The organism is Lentzea miocenica (assembly GCF_033949945.1).
Lineage (GTDB): Bacteria > Actinomycetota > Actinomycetes > Mycobacteriales > Pseudonocardiaceae > Lentzea > Lentzea miocenica.
Genome location: NZ_JAXAVW010000007.1, coordinates 39900 through 66868, shown reverse-complemented (window position 1 = coordinate 66868; position 26969 = coordinate 39900). Strand labels below are relative to the sequence as shown.

Here is a 26969-nt window from a genome sequence, read left to right as displayed (position 1 = left end):
CACAGATCCGACCTCAGTCGGCCTGGCCGTCGAGCGCGGCCTGGATCAGGTCGTCGACGCTCATCCCGTCGATGTCCTCGTCGTTCGCTGCCGCCGTTCCCTTGCCGATGAGCTGCATCAACGGCTCCAGCACGCCGATCTCGCGCAGCTGGGCGAGCGGCACCCGCGCCAGCAGGTCGCGGATCTCCGTCTCCTCCGACAACACGGAGTCGGCGGGGATCAGCTCGGTCAGCACGTGCGTCGCGAGCTCCTCCGGTGACGGGTGGTCGAACACCAGCGTCGACGCCAATGCCAGCCCGGTGGCGGCGTTGAGCTGGTTGCGCAGCTCCACCACCGCGAGAGAGTCGAAGCCGAGGTCGCGGAACGGCCGGTCTGGGCGCACGGCGTCGACGTCAGCCTGTCCGAGCACCTCGGCCGCCCGCGTCCGCACCAGGTCCAGCACCTCGTCGAACCGTTTCGCCGCGGGCAGCGCCAGCAGCTTCTCCCGGAACGCGCCTTCGGCGACCGGCGCTTCCACCGCGGCTTCGGCAGCCAGCTCCCGCAGCAACGGGTTCGGTCGGAACCCACCGGAGAACCTGCCCTTGTCCACCGCCGCGACCACCGCGGTCGGCAGACCCTCGCCGACGAGCTGTCGAAGCGCTGCACATGCCAGGACCGGGTCCATCGAAGCGATTCCGGCGCGTTTGGCGTTGGCCAGCGCGTCCTCGGTGTCGGCCATGCCGCCGCCACCCCAGGCGCCCCAAGCGATCGACGTCGCCGCGAGCCCCTGGCCGCGCCGGCGATCGGCCAGCGCGTCGAGCATCGCGTTCGCCGCCGCGTAGTTCGCCTGGCCGGGGCTGCCGACCGATGACGACGCGGAGGAGAACAGCACGAACGCGTCCAGGTCGGAGGTCAGCTCGTCCAGCAGCAGCGCCGAGGTGACCTTGCTGCGGAAGACCGCCTCGAACCGTTCCGGCGTCATCTTGTCCAGCACGCCGTCGTCGATGACGCCCGCGGTGTGCACGACGCCCGTCAACGGTTGCGGGATCGAGGAAAGCAGCGCCTGCAACGACTTCCGGTCCGCCACGTCACACGCCGCGATCGTGACGTCGACGCCCAGGCCGACCAGCTCCGAGCGCAACTCGTCGGCTCCCGGCGCGTTCACCCCGCTGCGGCTGACCAGCACCAAGTGTTCGGCGCCGTGCTGCGCGAGCATCCGAGCCACGTGACCGCCGAGCGCACCGGTGCCACCGGTGATCAGGACCGTGCCGCGCGGCTGCCAGTCCTGCGCCGGAACAGCTGCCGGAGCCGCGACAAGGCGCCGTCCGAACAGGCTGTTCGCCCGCACCGCGACCTGGTCCTCGCCGTCGAGTCCGGAAAGGACGGACGTGAGGCCGTTCGCGACCCGGTCGTCGATCACCGACGGCAGGTCGACCAGACCGCCCCAGCGCTCCGGGTGCTCCAGCGTGACGACCCGGCCGAGGCCGTGGATCGCGGCCTGCGTCAGGTCCTCGAACGCCGTGCCGTTGACGGCAGCGCCGTCGCGGGTGACGCACCACAGCGGCGCGTTGATGCCCGCGTCGCCGAGTGCCTGGATCAACGCGGCGGTCAGCAACACACCGGCGGGCGCGCTGCCCTCCCCCGCGTCGGCACGTCCGAGCAGCGACAGCACACCGGCGAACGACGTGCCCAACGACCGCAGTTCGTCCGCGATCGCCTCACGGTTCGGTGCAGCGACGTCGACCCGCACGACGCTGACACCGAGCGAGTCGATGACCGCGTCACTCCAGTCGTCCGGCCCGGCCGTCACCGCGAGCCACGTACCGGTCAGTTCGCCGGACCTGGTGGCGTCCAACGGCTTCCACGTGATCCGGTGCCGCCAGCTGTCGACCAGCGCGAGGTCGGCGCGCTGCTTGCGCCAGTCCAGCAACGCCGGCAGCACCTGCGACAGCGCGTCGGTGTCGACGCTGAGCACGTTCTGCAGCGACCCGAAGTCCTCGCCCTCGACCGCGGCCCAGAACGCCGTGTCGTCACCGGACGAGACAGCGGGCTTGGCGGAACCGGCCATCGTCGACGGCCAGAACCGCTGGTGCTGGAACGCGTAAGTCGGCAGCGTGATCTTGCGGCCGGCACCGAAGAACTCGGCCCAGTCGACTTTGATGCCACGGGTGTGCAGGCGGGCGAGCGCCGAGACGATCGACTGTTCCTCGTCGCGGTCCTTGCGCAGCACCGGAACACCGCCGTCGACCAAGCCGGACAGCGTCGCGTCCGGGCCGAGCTCGACGAACGTCGTGACGCCGCGTTCGGTGAGCGTCCGCGCGTTGTCCGCGAACCGCACCGCTTCCCGCACGTGCCGGACCCAGTACTCGGCGCTGGTCACGTCACCTTCCGCCACCACAGGAATCCGCGGCTGGTGGAACGTCAGGGACTCCACAGTGGACCGGAACTCGTCGAGCATCGGGTCCATCAGCGGCGAGTGGAAGGCGTGCGAGACGCGCAACCGCTTCGACTTCCAGCGTTCGGCGATCGCGATCACCGCGTCCTCCGGCCCGGCGATGACCACCGAGTCAGGACCGTTGACCGCCGCGACCACCACGCCGTCGGTGAGGTGCGGCAGCACGACGTCCTCGCTGGCCTGCACCGCGACCATCGCACCGCCTTCGGGCAGCGCCTGCATCAGCGCCGACCGCACGGTCACGAGCTTCGCCGCGTCCTCCAGGCTGAGCACGCCGGCGACATGGGCCGCCGCGATCTCGCCGATCGAGTGGCCCGCCAGGAAGTCCGGCTTGAGACCCCACGACTCGACCAGGCGGAACAGCGCGACCTCAATGGCGAACAGCGCGGGCTGCGTGTTGCCGGTGAGGTTCAGCGCGTCCTGGTCGTCGCCCCAGACGACGTCCGCGAGCGCCGGTTCGAGGTGGCTGAGGACCTCGTCGAACGCCGCCGCGAACACCGGGAACCGGCCGTGCAGCGAGCGTCCCATGCCGATCCGTTGCGAACCCTGACCCGCGAACAGGAACGCGAGCTTGCCGGAGCGCGCCACCTCGTCCCTGATCACCAGCGGGTTCCGCACGTCAGCGGCAAGGGCGGCCAACGCGTCGGTCAGTTCGTCACGGCTGCCGGCCAGCACGACCGCGCGCTGGTCGAACGACGCCCGCGTGGTGGCCGCGGAACGGGCGATGTCCGCCAGGTCCGCGTCCACGTCGAGCAGGCGCGCGGCCTGGTCACGCAGGGCGGCCGGGGTACGGCCGGACACCAGCACCGGAACCACTCCAAAGTTGTCCACAGATCGCTCAGCGGCCCCTTGACCAGCGATTTCATCCGGTACGCTGGAAAATGGGGGGATCCCCGGCGGGCCTTCCAAGATCACGTGGGCGTTGGTGCCGCTGGCGCCGAAGGACGACACCGCGGCCCGCCGTGCGCGGTCCACCGAAGGCCAGTCCGTGCGTTCCTGCAGCAGCCGGACCGCGCCGGTGCTCCAGTCGACGTGCGAGGACGGCGTATCGGCGTGCAGGGTCCTGGGCAGCTCGCCCGCCCGCATCGCCATCACCATCTTGATCACGCCCGCGACACCGGACGCGGCCTGCGTGTGCCCGATGTTCGACTTGACCGCGCCGAGCAGCAGCGGCGCCGAGCGGTCCTGCCCGTAGACGTTCAGCAGGGCCTGCGCCTCGATCGGGTCGCCGAGCTTGGTGCCGGTGCCATGCGCTTCGACGGCGTCCACATCGGACGGTCGCAGCCCGGACGCGGCCAGCGCCTGCCGGATAACGCGCTGCTGGGCCGGCCCGGACGGGGCGGTGAGGCCGTTGGACGCGCCGTCGGAGTTGATCGCCGAACCGCGCACGACCGCGAGCACTTCGTGGCCGTTCCGCTGAGCGTCCGAAAGCCGTTCCAGAACCAGCATGCCGACGCCCTCGGCCCAGCCCGTGCCGTCCGCGTTGTCGGAGAACGCCTTGCAGCGCCCGTCTTCCGACAACGCGCCCTGAGCACTGAACTCGATGAACCCGACCGGTGTCGACATCACGCACACACCGCCGGCCAGCGCCATCTCGCATTCGCCCGTGCGCAGCGCCTGGGCGGCGAGGTGCAGCGAGACCAGCGACGACGAACACGCGGTGTCGACCGAGACCGTCGGGCCCTGCAGTCCGAACGTGTAGGCGAGACGGCCGGACAGCAGCGACGCGGACTGCGCGGTCTGCCACTCCAGGCCGGTCTCCTCCGGCGACGGCCGGTACTCGCCGCTGCCGCCACCGACGAACACGCCGGTGAGCGAGCCGCGGATCGACGCCGGGTCGACACCCGCCCGTTCCAGCGCTTCCCAGGCCGTCTCGAGCACGATGCGCTGCTGCGGGTCCATGACCATCGCTTCACGCGGCGAGATCGAGAAGAAGTCCGGGTCGAAGTTCGGGACGTCGTAGAGGAAACCACCGCTGCGGGTGACGCTCTGTCCACTGTAGAGAGTGGTGAGGTCCCAGCCGCGATCGGCGGGGAAGTCCCCGATCGCGTCGCGGGCGTCGAGCAGCAGCTTCCACAGGTCTTCCGGCGACCGCACGTCACCGGGGTAACGGCAGGCCATGCCGACGATCGCGATCGGCTCGTCCGTGGTCGCCCTGACCGTGTACTGGATTTCGTCCGCGCCGCCGAGGAGTTCGGTGAGCAGGTGCTCGGCGAGCTCGTTCGGCGTCGGGTAGTCGAACACCAGCGTCGCGCTCAGCTGCAGGCCCGACTCGGTCTGGATCTGGTTGCGCAGGTCGACCGCGGTGAGCGAGTCGAAACCGAGGTCGCGGAACGGGACGTCCGGCTCGATCGCGCTGGTTCCGTTGTGGCCGAGGACCAGTGCCGCCTTCTCGCGAACGAGAGTGAGCAGCGCTCCGTGGCGTTCGTATTCGGGCAGCTTGAGCAGCGTCTGCTGGAGAAGCGGTTCGGCGGCGGGCTTCTGCTGCTCGAACTGGCTGAACAGCTTGTTGGGCTGCTGGAAGGTGTTCCAGTCGACGTTCGCGACGACGACGTTCGTCCGTCCACTCGCGACAGCCTGACGCAGGGCCGCGATGGCGTTCGGGGCGTCGAGGACCGGGATGCCGCTCATCCGCAGGTGCGCGGTCATGCTCTGGTCGGTCGTGCCCTCCCACGGTGCGTACGCGATGGAGGTCGCCTTGAGGCCGCGTGCTTTCCGCTGCCGCGCGAACTCCTCGACGATCGCGGAGTGGGCGGCTTGTTGTTGCTGTCCGCGGAAACCCCATGTGCCGGCGACCGAACCGAAGATCACGAACGCTTCCAGTTCGCGGTCACCCAGCTGCTCGTCGAGTTCCTTCAGGGAGTCGATGCCGCCGAGGTGGATCACCGCGGTGACGTCGTCGTCGAGCGTGTCGGTCGTGTCGATCAGGCTTCGGAGCTGCTCGCCCATCGAGCCGTCGGCGCCGACGAGGAGGACCTTGCCGGTCGGGTTCCACGGTGTGGTGGCCTCGATGCGGCGCAGGCGTGGGACGAACACGCCGTCGCCGCGGAAGGTGACTTCCCGCTCTTGAACAGGGATCGCCCACGTGTCGGTTTCGACGCGGATCAGGCCGCCCCAGCGTTCCGGCTGCTCGAGTGCCGCGACACGACCTTCGCCCCAGACGGCGGGTTCGTTGCTCACGCACCACAGCGGGGCCGTGATGTTGTTGTCCGCCAGGGTGTTCAGGATCTCGAACGGGCTGGTGCCGCCGATGGAGATGACACCGCGGTAGTCGCCCGGCACGAGTTCCGTGACCGCTTCTCCGGCGAACCCGGCCGCGTCGCCGAGGACGAGCCAGGTGCCCTCGGTCGTGGTGGGGACGTTGTGCTGCTCCCACACCACCTCGTACAGCCAGTCGTCGGCGACGGACTTCGGCGTGGTCGTCGGCCAGTAGCGCTCGCGCTGGAACGCGTACGTGGGCAGCGGGATCCTGCGCGCTCCGGTGCCCGCGAAGTACTGCTGCCAGTCGATGTCGGCGCCCCGGACGTGCAGGGTGCCGAGCGCGAGGGCGAACGCGCTGACCTCGTCGCGGTCCTTGCGTTGCGTCGCAACGGCTCCGTCGACCATCGCGGCGAGCACGCCGTCCGGGCCGATCTCGACGAACGTGTCGACGTTGCCCAGGCTCTGGACGTTGTCGTGGAAGCGGACGGTGTCGCGGACGTGGTTCACCCAGTAGTCGGCGGTCGTGACGTCACCGGTGGTGGCGATCGGGATCCGCGGCTGGTTGAAGGTGATGGTGGCGATCGCGGCGCGGAAGTCGTCAAGCATCGGGTCCATCAGCGGCGAGTGGAACGCGTGACTGACGGTGAGCTGCTTGGTCTTCTCGAACTTCTTGGCGATCTTCGCGACCGCGGCCTTGTCGCCGGCGATGACGATCGACCGGGGTCCGTTGACCGCGGCGATCGATACCTTCTTGGACTTGCCGATCTGCTTCGCGACTTCTGCTTCGGTGGCGAGGATGGAGACCATCGCGCCACCGGCCGGGAGTGCCTGCATGAGTCGCGCGCGGGCCGTGACGAGTTTCGCGGCGTCTTCGAGGGTCAGCACGCCGGCGATGTGCGCGGCCGCGATCTCGCCGATGGAGTGGCCGGCGACGTGGTCAGGCAGGACGCCGAGGCTCTGGACGAGCCGGGCGAGCGCGACCTCGATCGCGAACAGCGCGGGCTGGGTGGTGCCGGTCTGGCTGAGCTGCTCCTCGTCCTCGCCCCAGATGATGTTCCTGAGGTCCGGGTCGAGGTGCGCGAGGACCTCGTCGAAGGCTTGCTTGAACGTCTCGAAACGCTCGTACAGCTCGCGGCCCATGCCGAGGTGCTGCGAGCCCTGGCCGGTGAACAGGAACGCCGTCGTGCCCGACTTGCGCGCCACGCCGTTGGCGACCTCTGCGCCGTCGATGAGCAACGCCCGATGCGCGAACTGCGCGCGCGTGGTCGCCGCCGAGAACGCCAGGTCCAGCTGATCGGCGTCGACCGCGCGAAGCTGGTCGATCTGAGCGCGCAGAGCATCGGAGGACTTCGCCGAAACAACGACGGGGGCCCCCTTGGGGGGACGCGAAGTCCCCACTCCAATAGTCCCACGGGAGGCTGACAGTTCTGGGGTGCGGAGATCGACAACAGCCGGGTTGTCCACAGGCGCCGAGTTGTCCACAGATTCCGCGGCGGTGCCCTGACCAGCGGTTTCGTCCGGTACGCTGGAAATTGGGGGGATCCCCGAGCCCGGCGCTTCCAAGATCACGTGGGCGTTGGTGCCGGAGAGGCCGAATGCGGAGATGCCCGCGCGTCGGGGGCGGCCCGCGGCAGGCCAGGTCGTGTTCTCGGTGAGCAGCGTGACCGGGCCTGAGGTCCAGTCGACGTGTGAGGTCGGGGAGTCGACGTGGAGGGTGCGGGGCAGCACGCCGTGGCGCATCGCCTCGACCATCTTGATGACGCCCGCGACACCGGCCGCCGCTTGGGAGTGGCCGATGTTCGACTTCACCGAGCCCAGGTAGAGCGGTTCGGAGCGGTCGGCGAACGTGGACAGCAGCGCCTGGGCCTCGATCGGGTCGCCCAGCGTCGTGCCGGTGCCGTGTGCTTCCACGGCGTCGATGTCACGCACGGACAAACCAGCGTCCGCGAGAGCGCGACGGATCACCCGCTGCTGCGAGGGGCCGTTCGGGGCGGTCAGGCCGTTGGAGGCGCCGTCGGAGTTGACGGCAGAGCCGCGCACCAAAGCAAGGACCTCGTGGCCGTTCGCCACGGCGTCGGACAGGCGTTCGAGCACGAGGATGCCCGCGCCCTCGGACCACGCTGTGCCGTCAGCGCCGTCCGCGAAGGCCTTGCAGCGGCCGTCGGGGGCGAGTCCGCCCTGGGTCGTGAACTCGACGAACGAGTCGGGGCTCGACATGACCGAGACGCCGCCGGCGAGAGCGAGAGAGCACTCACCGGAGCGGAGCGCGCGCATCGCCCAGTGCATGGCGACCAACGACGACGAGCACGCCGTGTCGATGGTGACCGCGGGTCCTTCGAGGCCGAGGACGTAGGAGAGGCGGCCGGACATCACCGACGCGGTGTTGCCGGTGGCGAGGTAGCCCTGGATGTCCGGGTCGACGCAGCGGCGCAGGACGTTCTCGTAGTCCTGACCGTTCGTGCCGACGAACACGCCGGTCGCGGTGCCCTTCAGCGACAGCGGGTCGATGCCGGTGCGTTCGATGGCCTCCCAGGCCGTTTCGAGGACCAGGCGCTGCTGCGGGTCCATCGCGAGCGCTTCCCGCGGCGAGATGCCGAAGAAGTGCGCGTCGAAGTCCGCGACACCGTTGAGGAAACCTGCTTCCAGCGACGCCGACGCACCGGCGCCCAGTGCGGCCAGGTCCCAGCCGCGGTCGGGCGGGAACGTGCTGATGCCGTCGCCGCCGCTCGACACGAGCTCCCAGAACGCTTCCGGTGACGTCACGCCGCCGGGGAAGCGGCAGCCGATGCCGACGATCGCGATCGGGTCGTCGTCGACCCGCTTGGCCACCACTTCCGTCGGCACGTCGCCGACCTCGCCCAGCAGGAACTCTGCCAGGTCGTACGGCGTCGGGTAGTCGTAAAGCAGCGAGGCGGGCAGCGTCAGTTCGGTTGCGGCCTGCAGGCGGTTGCGCAGCTCCAGCGTCGTGAGCGAGTCGAAGCCGAGGTCGAGGAACGCGCGGTCCGGGTCGACGTCGGAAGCGTTGCCGTGGCCCAGAACCGCGGCGATCTGGCCGCGCACCAGGTCCAGCACCGCGCGGTTGCGTTCGGCCTTCGACAGGCCGGCCAACGCCTTGCGGAACTGCGGCTGGTCGGCTTCCACGACCTTTTCGGTGGTGTGGAAGCGCTTGACCTCCGGCAGGTCAACGACCAGCGGCGCCGGGCGCAGGCTCGCGAGGGCGGGCAGGAACCGTTCCCAGTCGATCTCCGCGACCATCACGGCGGCGTCGCCGTGTTCGATGGCCTGCTTGAGTGCCTGCAAGGCAAGTGCGGGCTCCATCGGCGTGAAACCGCCGCGCTTGAGGCGTTCCGCGACGCCGCCCGCGACCGCCATGCCGGACTCGCCCCACGGGCCCCATGCCACTGAGGTGGCGGGAAGTCCTTGCAGGCGGCGGTGTTCGGCGAAGGTGTCGAGGAAAGCGTTGGCCGCGGCGTAGTTGCCCTGGCCCGCGCCGCCGATGACGCCCGCGGTCGACGCGAAGAGCACGAACGCGTCGAGGTCGTGCGTGAGTTCGTGGAGGTTGCGGGTCGCGTGGACCTTGGCGCGCAACAGGTTCGTGAACGACGTGGCGTCCATCGACTCGACGAGGCCGTCCTCGACGACGCCGGCCGCGTGGAAGACCGACGTGACCGGGTGCTCGGCGAGAAGTGTTTCGAGAGCTTGCCGGTCGGCGACGTCGCAGGCCTTGACGATCACGCGCGGGTCGTCGAACTCGGCGGTGCCGGTGCGGCTGACCAGGACGACCTGCTCGGCGTCGTGGTCGAGCAGCCAGCGCGCGACCTGTTTGCCGATCGCGCCCGTGCCGCCGGTGACGAGCACGCGGCCCGGCCGGTAGTCGCGGTGCAGCGCGCTCGGGGTGCTGTGGACGAGGCGGCGGCCGTAGACGCCGGACGGCCGCACCGCGACCTGGTCCTCGCCCGTACCGGCCAGCACGCCTGGGATGCGGCGCGCGGTGTTCCAGTCGAGCTGGGAGGGCAGGTCGATCAGGCCGCCCCAGCGCTTCGGGTGCTCCAGCGCGATCACGCGGCCGAGACCCCACACCGTGGAGAGATCAGGGTTGAGGATCTGCTCGCCGCCGCCCACCGACACCGCGCCGCGCGTCGCCACCCACAGCGGGGCGTCGACTCCGGCGTCGCCGAGTGCCTGCACCACAACGGAAGTGCGGACCAGCGCGGCCTCGGCGTCGATGTTCAGCGCCAGCAGTGACAGCACACCGGCGTAGTCGCCACGGACCTGCTCGGCGAGCTGTGCACGGCTGTGGGCCGCGTCGACCACCACCGTTTCGACGCCGAGCGCCTCGATCAGTTCGGACGCGTCGTCGTTGGTGAGGACCAGCCACGGACCGGTGAGGGTGGACCGGGCGGTGATCGGCTTCCAGGTGACCGCGTAGCGCCAGGAGTCCACAGTGGATTGCTGTTTGCGGGAACGCCACTGTGCCAGCGCGGTGAAGTCCTCGCGTTCGACCGCGGCCCAGAACTCGTCGTCGACGAAGTCCCCGTCCTGGTCGGTCGCGGTGACGGGTTCGGGCCAGAAACGCTGGTGCTGGAACGGATAGGTCGGCAGTTCAACCTCGGCGTCGGCGCCCGCGAAGTAGGCGGACCAGTCGACGGTCGTGCCGCGGACGTGAAGGCCGGCCAGCGCGGTCAGCAGTGTGCCGACCTCGTCGCGGTCGCGGCGCAGCGCCGGGACCAGCACGGCTTCCTCGGTGAGCGATTCCTGGGCCATGCCGGACAGCACGCCGTCCGGGCCGAGTTCCAGGAACGCCCGCACGCCAAGGCTTTCCAGCTGGGTGACCTTGTCGGCGAACCGCACGGCCTCGCGAACGTGCCGCACCCAGTGCTCCGGGTCCGTGACGTCATCCGCGATCACTGGGATCGACGGCTTGCCGAACTGGACGCCGCTGATCGCCGCGCGGAAGTCGTCGAGCATCGGTTCCATCAGCGGCGAGTGGAACGCGTGGCTGACGGTGAGGCGCTTGGTCTTGTCGAAACGGTTCGCGATCGCTTCGGCCTCGGCCTCGTCGCCCGCGATGACGATGCTCGTGGGGCCGTTGATCGCGGCGATCGAGACGCGGTCGGTCAGCAGCGGGGTGATGACGCTTTCGGTTGCCTGGACGGCGATCATCGCGCCGCCGGTCGGCAGGGCCTGCATGAGACGGGCGCGGGCGGAGATCAGCGTGCACGCGTCGTCGAGGCTGAGGACGCCGGCGACGTGCGCGGCGGCGATCTCGCCGATGGAGTGGCCCGCCAGGTAGTCCGGCGTGACGCCCCACGACTCGACGAGCCGGAACAGTGCGACCTCGATCGCGAAGATCGCGGGCTGCGCGTAGCCGGTCTGGTTGAGCAGTGTCGCGTCGTCGCCCCACATGACGTCGCGCAGCGGGCGGTCGAGATCCGCGTCGAGGTAGGCGCAGACCGCGTCGAGGGCGTCGGCGAACACCGGGTAGCGCTCGTACAGGTCGCGGCCCATGCCGAGGCGCTGCGAGCCCTGGCCGGTGAACAGGAACGCGGTGCGGCCGCGCCTGGTCTGGCCACGGGTGACGCTCGCGTCGGGCTGGTCGTCGCGCAACGCCGTGAGACCACGCACCAGCTCGTCGCGGTTGCTCGCGACGACGACGGCGCGCTTCTCGAACGTGGACCGCTTGGTGGCGAGGGCGGCGGCGAGGGCTCCGAGGTCGGCGTCGACGTCGATCAGGTTGCCCGCGACCTGTTTGAGGGCCTCGTCCGCGCGCGCCGACAGCAGCACCGGCACGGCGCCGGACTGGATCGATCCCGCCTCGCCCCCTCCGGGGGAGGCCGAGGTCCCCACTCCAATCGTCGCACGGGGGGCGGACGATTCCGGGGTGTGGAGATCGACATCGGTGGAGTTGTCCACAGGGGTCGAGTTGTCCACAGATTGCGCGGTGGCTTCTTGAGCAGGCGTTTCGATCGGTACGCTGGAAATCGGGGGGATCCCCGGCGCCGCTTCCAACACCACGTGGGCGTTTGTGCCTGAGAGGCCGAACGAGGACACGCCGGCGCGGCGCGGGCGGCCGGTTTCGGGCCACTGTTCTTCTGTCGCGAGGAGTTTGATCGAGCCCGATGACCAGTCGACCTTGGTCGAGGGCTGGTCGACGTGCAGGGTTCGGGGCAGCACACCCGCCCGCAGCGCCAGCACCATTTTGATGATGGAGGCGACGCCGGAGGCCATCTGGGTGTGGCCGATGTTCGACTTCATGGAGCCGAGCAGCAGCGGGCGTTCGCGGTTCTGGCCGTAGGTGGCGAGCAGGGCCTGGGCCTCGATCGGGTCGCCCAGTGCGGTGCCGGTGCCGTGGCCGTCGATGGCGTCCACTTCGGACGGTTCCAGGCGCGCGTTCGCCAGGGCCTGGCGGATGACGCGTTGCTGGGACGGGCCGTTCGGGGCGGTCAGGCCGTTCGAGGCGCCGTCCTGGTTCACCGCGGAGCCGCGGACGACGGCGAGGATGCGGTGGCCGTTGCGAACTGCGTCGGACACCCGCTCCAGCAGGACCAGGCCGACGCCTTCGGCGAGGGTCATGCCGTCGGCGGCGTCGGAGTAGGCCTTGCAGCGGCCGTCCTTGGCCAGGGCGCGCTGGCGGGAGAAGCCGACGAACGCGCCGGGTGTGGCCATGACCGAGACGCCACCGGCCAGGGCGAGGCTGCTTTCACCATCGCGCAGTGACTGGCAGGCCAGGTGCAGTGCCACCAAAGAAGAAGAGCAGGCCGTGTCGAGGGTGACGGCCGGGCCTTCGAGGCCGAACAGGTAGGAGACGCGGCCGGACAGCACGCTGGAGAGCGTGCCGGTGATCATGTGGCCTTCGTCGCCGGGCTGGTCGGAGCCACCTGCCGAGTAGTCCTGGTAGGACGCTCCGATGAAGGCGCCGGTCAGGGTTCCCTTCAGCGACTGCGGATCGATGCCGGCGCGTTCGATGGACTCCCAGGCGGTCTCGAGGAGAAGGCGCTGCTGCGGGTCCATCGACAGGGCCTCGCGCGGGCTGATGCCGAAGAAGCCAGGGTCGAAGTTCGCGACGTCGTGCAGGAAGCCGCCCTGCACCGAGTAGGCGCCGCCGGGGGCGTCCGGGTCGGGGTTGTAGAGCGAGTCGCCGTCCCAGCCGCGGTCGGCGGGGAAGCCGGAGATCGCGTCGACGCCGTTCATCACGACGTTCCACAGGTCTTCCGGGGAGCTGACGCCGCCGGGGTAACGGCAGGACATGCCGATGATCGCGATCGGTTCGTCGGACGCGGCCGAGGCGACGACCTGGGTGCTGGCCGGAACGTCGGCGCCGAGCAGTTCGCCGAGCAGGAACTCGGTGAGCGCGAGCGGGCTCGGGTGGTCGAACACCATCGTGGTCGGCAGCGTCAGACCTGTTGCGGCGGCGAGCTTGTTGCGCAGGTCGACCGCGGTGATCGAGTCGAAGCCGACCTCGCGGAACGCGCGGTGCTCGGTCAGCGCGTCGGTCGAGGCCATGCCCAGCACGGACGCGGCTTCGGCGCGGACGATGTCGAGCAGCTGCTGTTCGCGTTCGGCGGGCGGCAGGGTCCTGAGCCTGGCCGCGAGGTCGCTGTCCGATGACGTGATCTGCTCGGCGGCGACCGCGAGGGCGCGGACCTCCGGCAGTTCCTCGAAGAGCGTGGTCGGGCGCATCGCGGTGAAGACCGGGTAGTAGCGGTCCCAGGCGATGTTCGCGATGGCGATCTCGGTCTCGTCGTCCTCGATCGCGCGCTGCAGACCGGCGAGCGCCAGCCGTGCCTTCATGAACTCGAGGCCGCTGCGGCGGATCTGGTCGGTGTCGACGCGGCCGAGGCCGATGTCGTCGGACCAGATGCCCCACGAGACCGAAGTGCACTTGAGGCCACGCGCACGACGGTTCGCGGCCAACGAGTTCAGGTAGGCGTTACCGGCCACATAGGACGCGTGGTTGCCGGAGCCCCACATGCCGGAGATCGACGAGAACAGCACGAACGCGTCGAGGTCCTCGGTCAGCAACGCGTCCAGGTGGGCGGCGCCGTCGACCTTGGCGGCCAGGATCTCGCTCAGACCCTCCACAGTGGATCCGTCGATCGAGTGCAGGCCGATCACCGCGGCGGTGTGGATCACCGAACGGATCTCGCGGCCTTCCGCGCGCAGGTCGTTCAGCATGCGTTCGACGTCGTCGCGCTTGGCGATGTCGCAGGCGACGACCGTGGTGGGTGTGCCGAGTTGTTCCAGTTCCGCGACGAGTTCGCGGGCTCCCGGCGCGTCGAGACCGCGGCGGCTGGTGAGCACCAGGTGCTCGGCGCCCTTGTGCGCGAAGAACCTCGCGACGTGCGGGCCGAGTGTGCCGGTGCCGCCGGTGATGATCATGGTGCCGCGCGGGGTCCAGTCCTGCGTGCCGGGGCGCGCGGGAGCGCGGACGACGCGGCGCGCGAGGGTGCCGGAGGCGCGGATCGCGAGCTGGTCCTCGTCGCCGGCGTTGACCAGGGCCGCGACGAACCGTTGCGCGGCGCGCTGGTCGAGTCGTTCCGGCAGGTCGATGGAACCGCCCCAGCGCTGCGGGTGCTCCAGCGCTGCGGTCCAGCCGATGCCGATCGCCTGCACCTGCGCCGGGTGGTCGACGGTGTCGGAGCGGCCGGTCGAGAGGGCGTTGCGGGAGATGTTCCAGACCGGGGCGGTGCTGCCCGCGTCGCCGAGCGCGTTGATCAGGTGGACGGTCAGCAGCAGGCCGACCGGGAGGCCGAGCGTTCCCGGGCGTTCGTCGGTGGGCAGCAGCGAGACGATGTGGTCCGTCTCGACCAGCTTCGCCGCCACGGCAGCACGGTCGTCGTTGGCGTCCAGGACGATCCGCTGCACGTCGCCGAGTGCTTGGACGACGTCTGTGTCGTCGATGCCGTCTGTGGTGATGACGGCCCAGGTGCCGGCGAGCTTGCCGTTGTCGATGCCGCGCAACGGCTTCCACGTCGTGCGGTAGCGCCACGAGTCCGTTGTGGACTGATCACGGCTGGTCTGCCGCCAGGTGGTGAGGGCGGGCAGGACGGCGGCGAGCGTGGCCTCGTCGAGGTGCAGGCTCTGGGTGAGGGTGGCGAGGTCGGACTGCTCGACGGCCTGCCAGAACGCGGCGTCCGCCGGGTCCGAGTCGGGGGCGGCGACTGGGTGCTGCGGCGGGCCGATCCAGAAGCGTTCGTGCTGGAACGGGTAGGTGGGCAGGTCGACGCGGGTGCCGTCGAGGTGCCACTTGACCGGAAGGCCGCGGACCCATACCTCGGCCATCGACGCGTGCACGCGCTGCAGGCCACCGATGTCGCGGCGCAGCGTGCCGGTGACGACACCGCGCTTGCCCTCCAGCGCGTCCTGCACGCCGGGCGTGAGGACCGGGTGCGAGCTGACCTCGACGAACACCTGGTGGCCGCTGCCGATGAGCTGTTCGACGGCTTCGTGCAGGTGCACGGTCTGGCGCAGGTTGGTGAACCAGTACTCGGCGTTGGTGTTGGCGTCGTTCCACTCGCCGGTGACCGTGGAGAGGAACTTCGTGTGCGGCGTCTGTGGCGTGATGCTCGCGAGGTCGTTCAGGACGTCGTCGCGAATGTCCTCGACCTGGGCCGAGTGCGAGGCGTAGTCGACCTCGATGCGGCGGACCCGGACGCCCTGTTCGACGAGCTTGCCGCAGAACGCGTCCAGCGCCTCCAGGTCACCGGACACGGCGACGCTGCGCGGTCCGTTGGTGGCGGCGAGGCTGAGGCGGTCGCCCCATTCTTCGAGGTGCGGCTGGACTTCCTGCGCGGACAGGCCGATGGACACGATGCTGCCGCGGCCCGACATGACGCGGCCGATGGCCTGGCTGCGCAGGGCGACGACCTTGGCGGCGTCTTCGAGGCTGAGCGCGCCGCTGACCGCGGCGGCGGCGATCTCGCCCTGGGAGTGGCCGATGACGGCGTCGGGGGTGACGCCGTGGTCCTTCCAGACCTCGGCGAGCGACACCATCATCGCCCAGCTCGCGGGCTGGACGACGTCGACGCGGTCGAGGCTGCCGTGGTCGCGGATGACGTCGAGGAGGTTCCAGTCGGTGTGAGGTCGCAGGGCGGCGGCGCACTCGGCCATGCGGGCGGCGAAGGACGGCGACTCGTCGAGCAGTCGCGCGCCCATGCCGACCCACTGCGAGCCCTGGCCGGGGAAGACGAACACGACCTTGCGCTCGAGGTCCGCCGTGCCGCGCGCGACCTCCACGCCGTCGATGAGCACGGCGCGGTGCTCGAAGGCCGGGCGGAGGCTGAGGCTGTACGCGATGTCCGCGGGGCTCGCGGTGAGGTCGCCGAGGCCGGCGATCTGGGCGCGCAGGGCGGCGTCGGACTTCGCGGACACCAGCCACGGAATCGATACCGATTCGCGGGCCCCCTGGGGGGATTCACCCCCCATCCCAATCGTCTCAGACGGCACCGACAGTTCTGGTGCGGACAGTGCCGGCACAGGCGTGGCCTGTTCCAGGATCACGTGGGCGTTGGTGCCCGAGATGCCGAACGACGAGACGGCGCAGCGGCGGGCTCGGCCGGTTTCCGGCCATTCGGTCGTGTCCTGCAGCAGTGAGATGGTGCCTGGGGTCCAGTCGACGTGCGTCGAGGGTTCGGCGGCGTGCAGGGTGCGGGGCAGGACGCCGTGTTGCAGCGCCATGACCATCTTGATGACGGAGGCGACGCCGGCGGCGGACTGGGTGTGGCCGATGTTCGACTTCACCGAGCCGAGCAGCAGCGGGCGGTCGGCGTCGCGGTCGCGGCCGTAGGTGTTGAACAGTGCCTGGGCCTCGATGGGGTCGCCGAGCGAGGTGCCGGTGCCGTGGGCGTCGAGGGCGTCGATGTCGTTGGTGGCCACGCCGGAGTTGGCGAGGGCCTGCATGATCACGCGCTGCTGCGACGGGCCGTTCGGGGCGCTGAGGCCGTTCGAGGCGCCGTCCTGGTTGACGGCGGAGCCGCGGATGACGGCCAGGACGCGGTGCCCGGCGGCGAGCGCGTCGGACTGGCGCATCAGCAGCAGCATGCCGATGCCCTCGGAGAGGATCATGCCGTCGGCGGTGTCGGAGAACGACTTGCAGCGGCCGTCCTTGGCGAGCGCGCGCTGGCGGGAGAAGGCGATCAGGGGCTTCGGGTTCGGCATGATCGTCGCGCCGCCCGCCACGGCGAACGCGGACTCACCGGTGCGCAGCGACTGGCACGCCAGGTGCATCGCCACCAAAGAGGAAGAGCACGCGGTGTCGACGGTGACGGCGGGGCCTTCGAAGCCGAACACGTAGGCGACGCGGCCGGACAGGACCGATGGCGAGGAGCCGGTGACCTGGTAGCCCTCGGAGCCGCCGTCACCGCCGCCGTACTCGATGTAGGAGGAACCGATGAACGCGCCGACCTTCTTGCCGCGCAACGCCGCCGGGTCGATACCGGAGCGTTCGACGGCCTCCCAGGTGGTTTCCAGGAGCAGCCGCTGCTGCGGGTCCATGCCGGTGGCTTCGCGCGGTGAGATGCCGAAGAACGCCGGGTCGAAGTCGCCCGCGTCGGGCAGGTAGCCGCCCGCGGTGGTGTAGGTGGTGCCGGGGCGGTCGGGGTCCGGGTCGTACATCTGCGCCATGTCGAAGCCGCGGTCGCCGGGGAACTCCGTGATCGCGTCCGTGCCGGCGAGCACCATCTCCCAGAACGCCTCCGGGGTGTTCGCGTCGCCGGGGAAGCGGCAGCTCATGCCGACGATCGCGATCGGCTCGTCCGAGTCGATGTTCGCCGAGTAGCTCAGCGCTTCTTCCGCGGAGCCGAGCAGTTCGGCCAGCAGGTGATCAGCGAGGACGACCGGGGTCGGGTAATCGAAGACGAGCGTCGCGGGCAACGGCAGACCGGTGGCGTCGGACAGCTTCTTGCGCAGCTCGACGGCGGTGAGCGAGTCGAAACCGATGTCGCGGAACGCGCGGTTCTCCCCCACTTCCTCGACCGAGCTGTGGCCCAGTGTCGCGGCAGCTTCGGCGCGCACGAGGTCGACCAGCTTGCGTTTCTGGTCCTCTTCGGACAGTGAACGCAGAGTGCGCGCGAACTCCGAGTCGTCGCGTTTGACCTCCTCGACGACCGTGAGTGCCTTGACCTCGGGGAGATCGGACAGCAGCGGCGCCGGGCGGACCGACGTGAACAGCGGGAAGTAGGTGTCCCAGTTGATGTCGACGACGGTGACGCAGGTGTCGTCGTGCATCACGGCGCGGTTCAGTTCGACGACGGCCTGGCCGGGCTGCAGGAACGTGAGACCGCGCCGGGCGAGGTTGTCGGACATGGCCTCGTGCGTCGCCATGCCGACCTCGGCCCACGGGCCCCACGCGATCGACGTCGCTCGCAGGCCACGCGCACGGCGTGCCTCGGCCAACGCGTCGCAGTAGGCGTTCGCGGCACCGTAGGCCGCCTGACCACCGCTGCCCCACACGCCCGCGATCGAGCCGAACAGCACGAAGAAGTCGACCTCGCCGACCAGCGCGTCGAGGTTCGCGGCACCGATCACCTTGGCGGACAACACGGTCGCGAAGTCGTCCAGCGACGTCAGCTCGAGCGGCGCGTGCTGCGCGGCACCAGCGGTGTGCACGACACCGGACAGGTCGGGGATCCCCTGCACAACACCCGCGAGCGCCTCACGGTCAGCGACATCGCAGGCGACGATCGAGACGCGCGGGCCGAGTTCTTCCAGCGCGGCCTTCAGTTCGGCGGCACCGGGTGCGTCCATGCCGCGGCGCGAAGTCAGCACCAGACCGGAAGCCCCGCGCTCGGCCAGCCACTTCGCCGTCGTGGCACCGAGTCCGCCGGTGCCACCGGTGATCAGCACGGTGCCGTGGGCGGTGTAGTCGGACGGCAGCGCGTCGACCGGGCGGTGCGCCAGGCGCCGGCCTAGCACGCCGGACGAACGGACCGCCAGCTGGTCCTCGCCCTCCAGGCCGGCGACGCAGGAGACGAAGCGGCGCAACGCGTTCTCGTCCAGCACCTCGGGCATGTCGATCAGACCGGCCCAGCGCTGCGGGTACTCCAGCGCCGCCGCACGGCCGAAGCCCCACACCGCGGCTTGGGCGGCGGACCGCACCGAGTCCGAGGTCTCCGCGGCGACCGCGCCGGACGTGACCGCCCACACCGGCGCCTCGACCGACTTGACCAGCAGGATCGACTGCTCCAGGCCGGTGGTCAGGACCTGCGCGGGCGACTCGTCCAGCGCCACCAACGACACCACGAGATCGCACTCGGGCACGTCGGCGACCGAGGTGACGACGGTGACCTCGGCGCCATGAGCCGCGAGCACCGCGCGATACGGCTCGGCGTCGACGGCGGGCGTCGTCAGCACCGCGATGTGGCCGGACAGGACCGGGGTGCCCGTGACGCGGACCGGCGCCCACAGCACCCGGTAGCGCCACGTGTCGAGCAGCGACTTCTCCTGGTTGCCCGCGCGCCACGACGACAGCGCCGGGATCAGCTCGTTCAGCGACGAGCTCTGCTCCTCGCCCAGCCGCAGCAGGGCCGCGAGTTCGCGGGCGTCGCCGCGTTCGATGGCCGCCCACAACTTGGCGTCCGCCGGGTCCGCGTCCGTCACCGCCGGAGCGGTCGAACCGAGCGGCCAGTAGTACTCGTGCTGGAACGCGTACGTCGGCAGCGACACCCGGTGCGCCGGCCCGTAGTAGGTCTTCCAGTCGACGGACACACCCGTGGCGTACAGACGTCCCAGCGCCAGCGCGACCGATGCCTCTTCCGAACGGTCCTTGCGCAGCACCGGGATCGCTCCGTCGACCAGGGCGGAGAGCGCACCCTCCGGCCCGATCTCCACGAACGTCGTCACGCCGGCCGCGCGTGCCGACTCGACCGCGTCGTGGAAGCGGACGGTCTCGCGGACGTGCCGCACCCAGTAGTCGGGTTGCTCGACATTTCCACCGGCGAACAAGGGGATCGTCGGATTGTTGAACGAAAGACTGTCGACCACCTGCTGGAACTCGTCCAGCATCGGCTCCATCAGCGGCGAGTGGAACGCGTGCGACACCGAAAGTTGCTTGGTCTTGCGATCGTTAAAGGATCCAACTACCGCTAGAACCTCTTGCTCATCCCCTGCGATGGTCACCGAGTCCGGGCCGTTGATCGCGGCGATCGAGACGCCGGAGGTGAGCAGCGGGGTGACCTCTGCTTCCGTCGCCTGGACGGCGACCATCGCGCCACCGGTCGGCAGCGCCTGCATGAGGCGGGCGCGCGCGGCGACCAGGGTGCAGGCGTCGTCCAGGGACAGCACACCGGCGACGTGCGCGGCGGCGATCTCGCCGATCGAGTGGCCGACCAGGGCGTTGACCTTCACGCCCCACGACCGCACGAGGCGGAACAGCGCCACCTCGAACGCGAACAGGGCGAGCTGGGCGTTGCCGGTCTGTCGCAGGTCGTCCTCGGAGGACCCCCACATCACGTCGCGAACGGGCAGCCGGTCGAGCACCTCGTCCAGCGCGGCGGCGAACACCGGGTAGCGGGCGTAGAGCTCGCGGCCCATGCCCAGACGCTGCGATCCCTGTCCGGAGAACAGGAACGCCACCTTGCCCGGCGCGACCTCGCCCTCGACCAGGGCGGCGTCGGAGTTCTCCGTCGCCAGAGCACCCAGCGCGCGCAACAGCGACTCACGGTCGGTAGCGATCACCGCGGCCCGCTGGTCGAACGCCGAACGCGTCGTCGCCAGCGAGAAGGCCAAGTCGTGCAACGAGACATCCGCCGACTCGACGAACGAACGCAGGCGCGCGGCCTGTCCGCGCACCGCACGCCGGGTACGGCCGGACAACACCACCGGCACGACGGCATCCGTTGGCGCGGAAACCGGAGCGTCGACGGCCGGCGGCTGCTCGACGATGATGTGCGCGTTCGTCCCCGAGATGCCGAACGACGAGACACCGGCACGGCGCGGCCGCGAGACCTCGGGCCACGCACGGGAAGACGTCAGCAGCTCGACTGCGCCCTCGGACCAGTCGACGTGCGAGGAGGCCGTGGTGACGTGCAGGGTCTGCGGCAGCACACCGTGGCGCATCGCCTGCACCATCTTGATCACGCCGGCGACACCGGCGGCGGCCTGCGTGTGGCCCATGTTCGACTTCACCGAGCCGAGCAGCAGCGGTTCCGAGCGGTTCTGGCCGTAGGTCGCGAGCAGTGCCTGCGCCTCGATCGGGTCGCCCAGGGTGGTGCCGGTGCCGTGCGCCTCGACGACGTCCACATCGGACGAACCCAGGCCGGCATTGGCCAGGGCGGCACGGATCACGCGCTGCTGAGCAGGTCCGTTCGGCGCCATCAGGCCGTTCGAGGCGCCGTCCTGGTTGACTGCGGAACCACGAATGACGGCAAGGACAGGATGTCCGTTGCGCACGGCGTCGGACATGCGCTCCAGCACCACGACACCGGCACCCTCGGACCAGCCCACGCCGTCGGCCGAGTCGGAGAACGCCTTGCAACGGCCGTCCGGCGACAGGCCGCGCTGCCGGGAGAACTCGATCAAAGCGGTCGGCGTCGACATGACCGTCACGCCACCGGCGAGTGCCAGCGAGCACTCCCCCGCACGCAGGGCCTGCATCGCCCAGTGCATTGCCACCAGAGAAGAAGAGCAAGCGGTGTCGACCGTGACCGCGGGGCCTTCGAGGCCAAGGGTGTAGGAGACGCGACCGGACACAATGGACGGTGAGGTGCCGGAACCCTGGAAGCCCTCGAAGTCGCCGCCGCCGAGCCGTGCGCCGTAGTCGTTGTACATCACGCCCGCGAACACACCGGTCTGCGTGCCGCGCAACGACACCGGGTCGATCCCGGCGTGTTCGATCGCCTCCCACACGACCTCCAGCAGGATGCGCTGCTGCGAGTCCGTGCCGAGAGCTTCGCGGGGTGACATGCCGAAGAACCCGGCGTCGAACTCGCCGGCGTCGTGCAGGAAGCCACCGGAGCGCGAGTACGTCGTGCCGGGGTGGTCGGGGTCGGGGTGGTAGAGGTTCTCGAGGTCCCAGCCTCGGTTCGACGGCAGACCGGACACGGCGTCGCCGCCCTCGGACACCAGCCGCCACAGGTCGTCGGCCGAGCCGATGCCGTCCGGGTAGCGGCAGCCCATGCCGACGATCACGATCGGGTCGTCGGACACGGCGGCCCTGACCTCGTTCGGCACCACGGCATCGGTGGCGCCGTCGAACAGTTCGTCCAGCAGGTGCGCGGCCAGCGCGACGGGTGTCGGGTAGTCGAACACCATCGTCGCGGGCAGCCGCAGCCCGGTCACCGCGGTCAGCTGGTTGCGCAGCTCGACGGCGGTCAGCGAGTCGAAGCCGAGGTCCTGGAACTGGCGCGTGGCCTCGATCTCGTCACCGGAAGCGTGGCCGAGCACGGCCGCGACCTGGCCGCGGACCAGGTCCAGCACCGCGTCCGTGCGCTCCTCCGCGCCCAGACCGGAAAGCCTGCGGATCAACGTGTCCGCGGTCTCCGAACCCGAGGCAGCGCGCCGTGTCCGGACGCGGATCAGGCCGCGCAGCAACGGCGGCACCTCGCCGCGTTGGCGCAGCGTGCCCAGGTCGAGCCGCGCCGGAACCAGTGCGGCGCTGGAGGAAGCCACCGCGCGGTCGAACAGTGCCAGGCCCTGCTCGACGGTCAGCGGCGGCATTCCGGTGCGCGCCATGCGTTCGGCGTCGGCCTCGGTGAGCATGCCGTCACCGGCCCAGGCTCCCCAGGCCAGCGAGATCGTGTTCGGGCGGTACTCCGCGAGCGCGTCCAGGAAGTGGTTGCCGGCGGCGTAGTTCGCCTGACCGGCCGTGCCCCACGTGCCGGCGAGCGACGAGAACAGCACCAGCGGCACGGACGGCAGGGCCTGAGCCAGGTTCCAGGCGGCGTCGACCTTGGGCACCAGTACCGGATGCAGGCGCTCCGGGGTCAGCGAGGAGATCACGCCGTCGTCCAGCACACCGGCGCTGTGCACGACGGCCGAGATCTCGTGCTCGGCCAGCAAGGCGGCCAGGGCCGACGCGTCCGCGACATCGCATGCGACGACGGAGACGTTGGCGCCCAGCGACTCCAGCTCAGAAACGTCACCTGTGCCGCGCCGGCTGACCAGCACCAGATCTCGAACCCCGTGCTCGGCGACGAGGTGCCGCGCGATGACCTTGCCGAGACCGCCGGTACCACCGGTGATGAGGACCTTCGAGCCCCACTCGACCGGGGTCTCCTCGATCTCGGCACGGGCCAGGCGGGGCGCGTAGATCTCGCCGTCCCGGATGGCCAGCTGCGGCTCCTCGGATCCGACGGCGGCGGCAAGCGCGGCGTTGGAGGCGTCGGTGCCGTCGAGCTCGATCAGCGAGAAGCGGCCCGGCGACTCGGACTGCGCCGAACGCACCATGCCCCACACCGCGGCCGACGCGAGGTCGGCGCTGCTCGTGACGAACACGACATGCTCGTCGCGTTCCTCCTGCAGCAGGCCGAGCACCCGCTCGGTCAGTTCGTGGACCGAAGCGACAACGTCCTCGTTGCCCTGCAACGAGATGACGAGAGCATCGGCGCTGCCGGCAGCTGGAACCGTCACCGGCACCCAGTCGACCTGGAACAGCGAGTCGCGGTCCACAGAGGACTCAGCCGCGACCGCGCGCACCACCAGCGAGTCGACCGACGCGACCGGCGCACCGGCTCCGTCGACGGCCGCGATGGCGTAGGCGTTGTCGCCGGTGCGGGTCAGGCGGACGCGCAGCGAGGAGGCGCCGGTCGCGTGCAGCGACACGCCTTCCCACGAGAACGGCAGGCCCGCGTCGCCCTCGCCCGAGACGAGAGCGGCGTGCAGGGCGGCGTCCAGCAGTGCCGGGTGCAGGCCGAATCCGGCAGGGTCGACGCCTTCCGGCAGCGCGACCTCGGCGTAGACGACGCCGTCCGTGCCACGCCATGCCGCTTTGAGGCCTTGGAAGACCGGGCCGTACTCGAAGCCCATCGCGGCGAAGTTCTCGTAGCAGCCGTCGACGTCGAGGGCCGTGACGCCGGCGGGTGGCCACACCGAGGTGTCGAACTCCGCCTCACGTGCGGGCGCGCCCAGGAGACCGATCGCGTGCTGCGTCCACGGTTCGTCGTCGGAACCCTCGGCGCGCGAGTAGATCTTGACGGTGCGGCGGCCGCTCGCGTCGGCGTTGCCGATCCACAGCTGCACCTGGACGCCGCCGCGTTCGGGCACGATCAGCGGTGCGGTCAGCGTCAGCTCTTCGACCCGGTCGCAGCCGACCTCGTCGCCCGCGCGGATCGCGAGCTCCAGATACGCGGTGCCGGGCAACAGAACCGCGCCGCGCACGGCGTGATCGACGAGCCACGGGTGGGTCTGGCGGGTCAGGCGGCCGGTGAGCAGCGCGCCGTCCTGGTCGGCGAACGACACGGTGGCGGTGAGCAGCGGGTGGTGCGCGGCACCGAGGCCGGCGGCGCGCGGGTCGTGGAAACCGCCACCGCCCTTCGGCCAGTACCGCTTGGCCTGGAACGCATACGTCGGCAGGTCGACGCGCTTCGCGTTGGTGTGGGCGAAGTAGGCCTGCCAGTCGATCCTGGTGCCGCGGACGTGCAGGGCGGCCAGCGCGGACGTGATCGCCTCGGCCTCGTCGCGACCCTTGCGCAGCAACGGGATGGCGCCCTCTTCGACCAGCGCGGACAGGATGCCGTCGGGGCCGATCTCCAGGAACTGCGTGACGCCGTGGGCCGTGAGCCAGCTGATGCCGTCGGCGAACCGGACGGCCTCGCGGACGTGGCCGACCCAGTACTCCGCCGTGGTGATCTGCTCGACGCGGGCCTGTTCGCCGGTGACGTTGGAGATCAGCGGGATGATCGGTGCTTCGAAGGAGATGTCCGCGATCGCCGCGCGGAACTCGTCGAGCATCGGCTCCATCAGCGGCGAGTGGAACGCGTGGGAGACGCTGAGCTGCTTGGTCTTGCGGTCTTCGAAGTGCTGGGCGGCCGCGCGGGTCTCTGCCTCGGTGCCCGCGATGACGATGCTCGCCGGGCCGTTGATCGCGGCGATGGACACACCGGCGGTCAGGTGCGGGGTGACTTCGTCCTCGGTGGCCTGGACGGCGATCATCACGCCGTCGGCCGGGAGACTCTGCATGAGCCGCGCGCGGGCTTGGACCAGCTTGGCCGCGTCCTGGAGGCTGAACACGCCGGCGATGTGGGCGGCGGCGATCTCGCCGATGGAGTGGCCGGCGACGAAGTCCGGCTTCAGGCCCCAGGACTCGGCGAGGCGGTAGAGGGCGACCTCGACGGCGAACAGCGCGGGCTGGGTGTGGCGGGTCTGGTTGAGGGCTTCCTCGTCGTCGCCCCAGATGACGGCCTTGAGGGACGGATCGAGGTGCTCCAGGACCGCGTCGAAGGCTTCGGCGAAGACCGGGAAGCGGGCGTGGAGCGTCTTGCCCATGCCGAGGCGCTGGGCGCCCTGGCCGGTGAACAGGAACGCCTGCTTGGCTCGGGCGGCCGTGCCTTGGACGAGGCCGGGCGCCGGGGTGCCGTTGAGGAGGGCTTGGAGGCCGGTGCGGAGGTCGCCGACGATCGCGGCGCGGTGGTCGAACGACGCGCGGGTGGTCGCGAGAGAGTAGGCGAGGTCGAGCGCGTGCGCGGGGGCGAGCGGCTGGGAGGCGTTGAGCGCACCGGCGGAGTCGAGCGCACCAGCGGAGTCGAGCGCTGGGGCGTCCACGGCGGACAGCAGGCGCTCGGCCTGGGCTCGCAACGCCTCGCGCGACCGGCCCGAGACCAGGAACGGCACGGCTCCGGCCTCGACTGGCACGGCTCCGGCCTGCACTGATTCGGCAGAGGCCTGTGTCGGCGCGGCAGAGGCCCTCGTCGGCGCGGCATCAGCGTTCGGAATCGATACGGATTCGCGGGCCCCCTGGGGGGAGCTACCCCCCATCCCAATCGTCTCAGAGGGGTCTGACAATTCCTGAGCGGCCGGGTCCGGGGCGGGCGCTTCCTCGATGATCGTGTGCGCGTTGGTGCCGGAGAGGCCGAACGACGAGACGGCGGCGCGGCGGGGTTCGCCGGTGGCGGGCCACGGGGTGTTCGAGGTGACCAGCTGGACGGCGCCGGCTTCCCAGTCGACGTGGGTGGACGGGGTGTCTACGCCCAGGGTCTGGGGGACGACGCCGGCGCGGATGGCCATGATCATCTTGATCACGCCGGCCACGCCCGCGGCGGCTTGGGTGTGGCTGATGTTGGACTTGATCGAGCCCAGGAGGAGGGGCTGGTCGGTGGGGCGGTTGCGGCCGTAGGTGGCGAGCAGGGCCTGGGCTTCCACCGGGTCGCCCAGGACGGTGCCGGTGCCGTGGGCCTCCACGACGTCGATCTGGTCGCTGGTCAGGCGGGCGTTCACCAGGGCGGACTTGATGACGCGTTGCTGCGACGGGCCGTTCGGGGCGGTCAGGCCGTTCGAGGCACCGTCCTGGTTCACGGCGGAACCGCGCAGGACGGCCAGGACCTCGTGGCCGTTCTTTCGCGCGTCGGACAACCTCTCGAGAACCAGCATGCCGACGCCTTCGGACCAGCCCGTGCCGTCGGCTGAGTCGGCGAACGAGCGGCAGCGGCCGTCGGAGGACAGGCCGCCCTGGCGGGAGAACTCGACGAAGGTCGCGGGGTTCGCCATGACGGTGACGCCACCGGCGAGGGCCAGGGTCGATTCACCGGCGCGCAGTGACTGCATCGCGAGATGCATTGCCACCAGGGAAGAAGAGCAGGCGGTGTCCAGGGTGACGGACGGGCCCACGAAGCCGAGGGTGTAGGAGATGCGGCCGGAGATCACCGAGTTCGACGAACCCAGCAGGACCATGCCCTCGCCGCCCTCGCCGGGGCCGAGCTGGTAGTCCTGGTTCATCGCGCCCGCGAAGACGGCGGTCTGGCTGCCCTTCAGCGCGTGCGGGTCGATGCCCGCGCGCTCCAGGGCCTCCCAGGTGACCTCCAGCAGCACGCGTTGCTGTGGGTTCATGCCCAGGGCTTCGCGGGGCGAGATGCCGAAGAAGTCGGCGTCGAACTCGCCCGCACCCTCCAGGAAGCCGCCCTGGTCGCTCGACGACAGAGCGAGCATCTCGGGGTCCCAGCCGCGATCCGACGGGAAGGCGCGGATGCCGTGCTCCCCGTTCACGACCATCTGCCACAGATCTTCGGGACTGCGCACCCCGCCGGGGAAGCGGCAGCCGATGCCGACCACGGCGATCGGTTCCGCCGCGGCCGCCTCGAGATCCTGCAGGCGCCGCTTGGTGCGCTGGAGGTCCGTGCTGGCCCGGCGGAGGTAGTCCCGGAGCTTCTGTTCGTTGTCCATCCCACAACCCATCTCGAGACGCGAC

The 26969-nt window shown here is 70.4% G+C and carries 1 protein-coding gene; it reads right to left on the bottom strand.

The features are described 5' to 3' along the window. Positions 1–13: 13 nt before the first annotated feature. Positions 14–26944: a type I polyketide synthase gene (locus SK803_RS10465; protein ID WP_319965649.1), complete on the bottom strand. Its 26931-nt coding sequence runs from the start codon at positions 26942–26944 to the stop codon at positions 14–16. Positions 26945–26969: the final 25 nt, after the last annotated feature.

Coding starts and splice junctions, on each gene's coding strand:
- SK803_RS10465 (WP_319965649.1), bottom strand. CDS start 26,944: ATGGACAACGAACAGAAGCTCCGGGACTACCTCCGCCGGGCCAGCACG.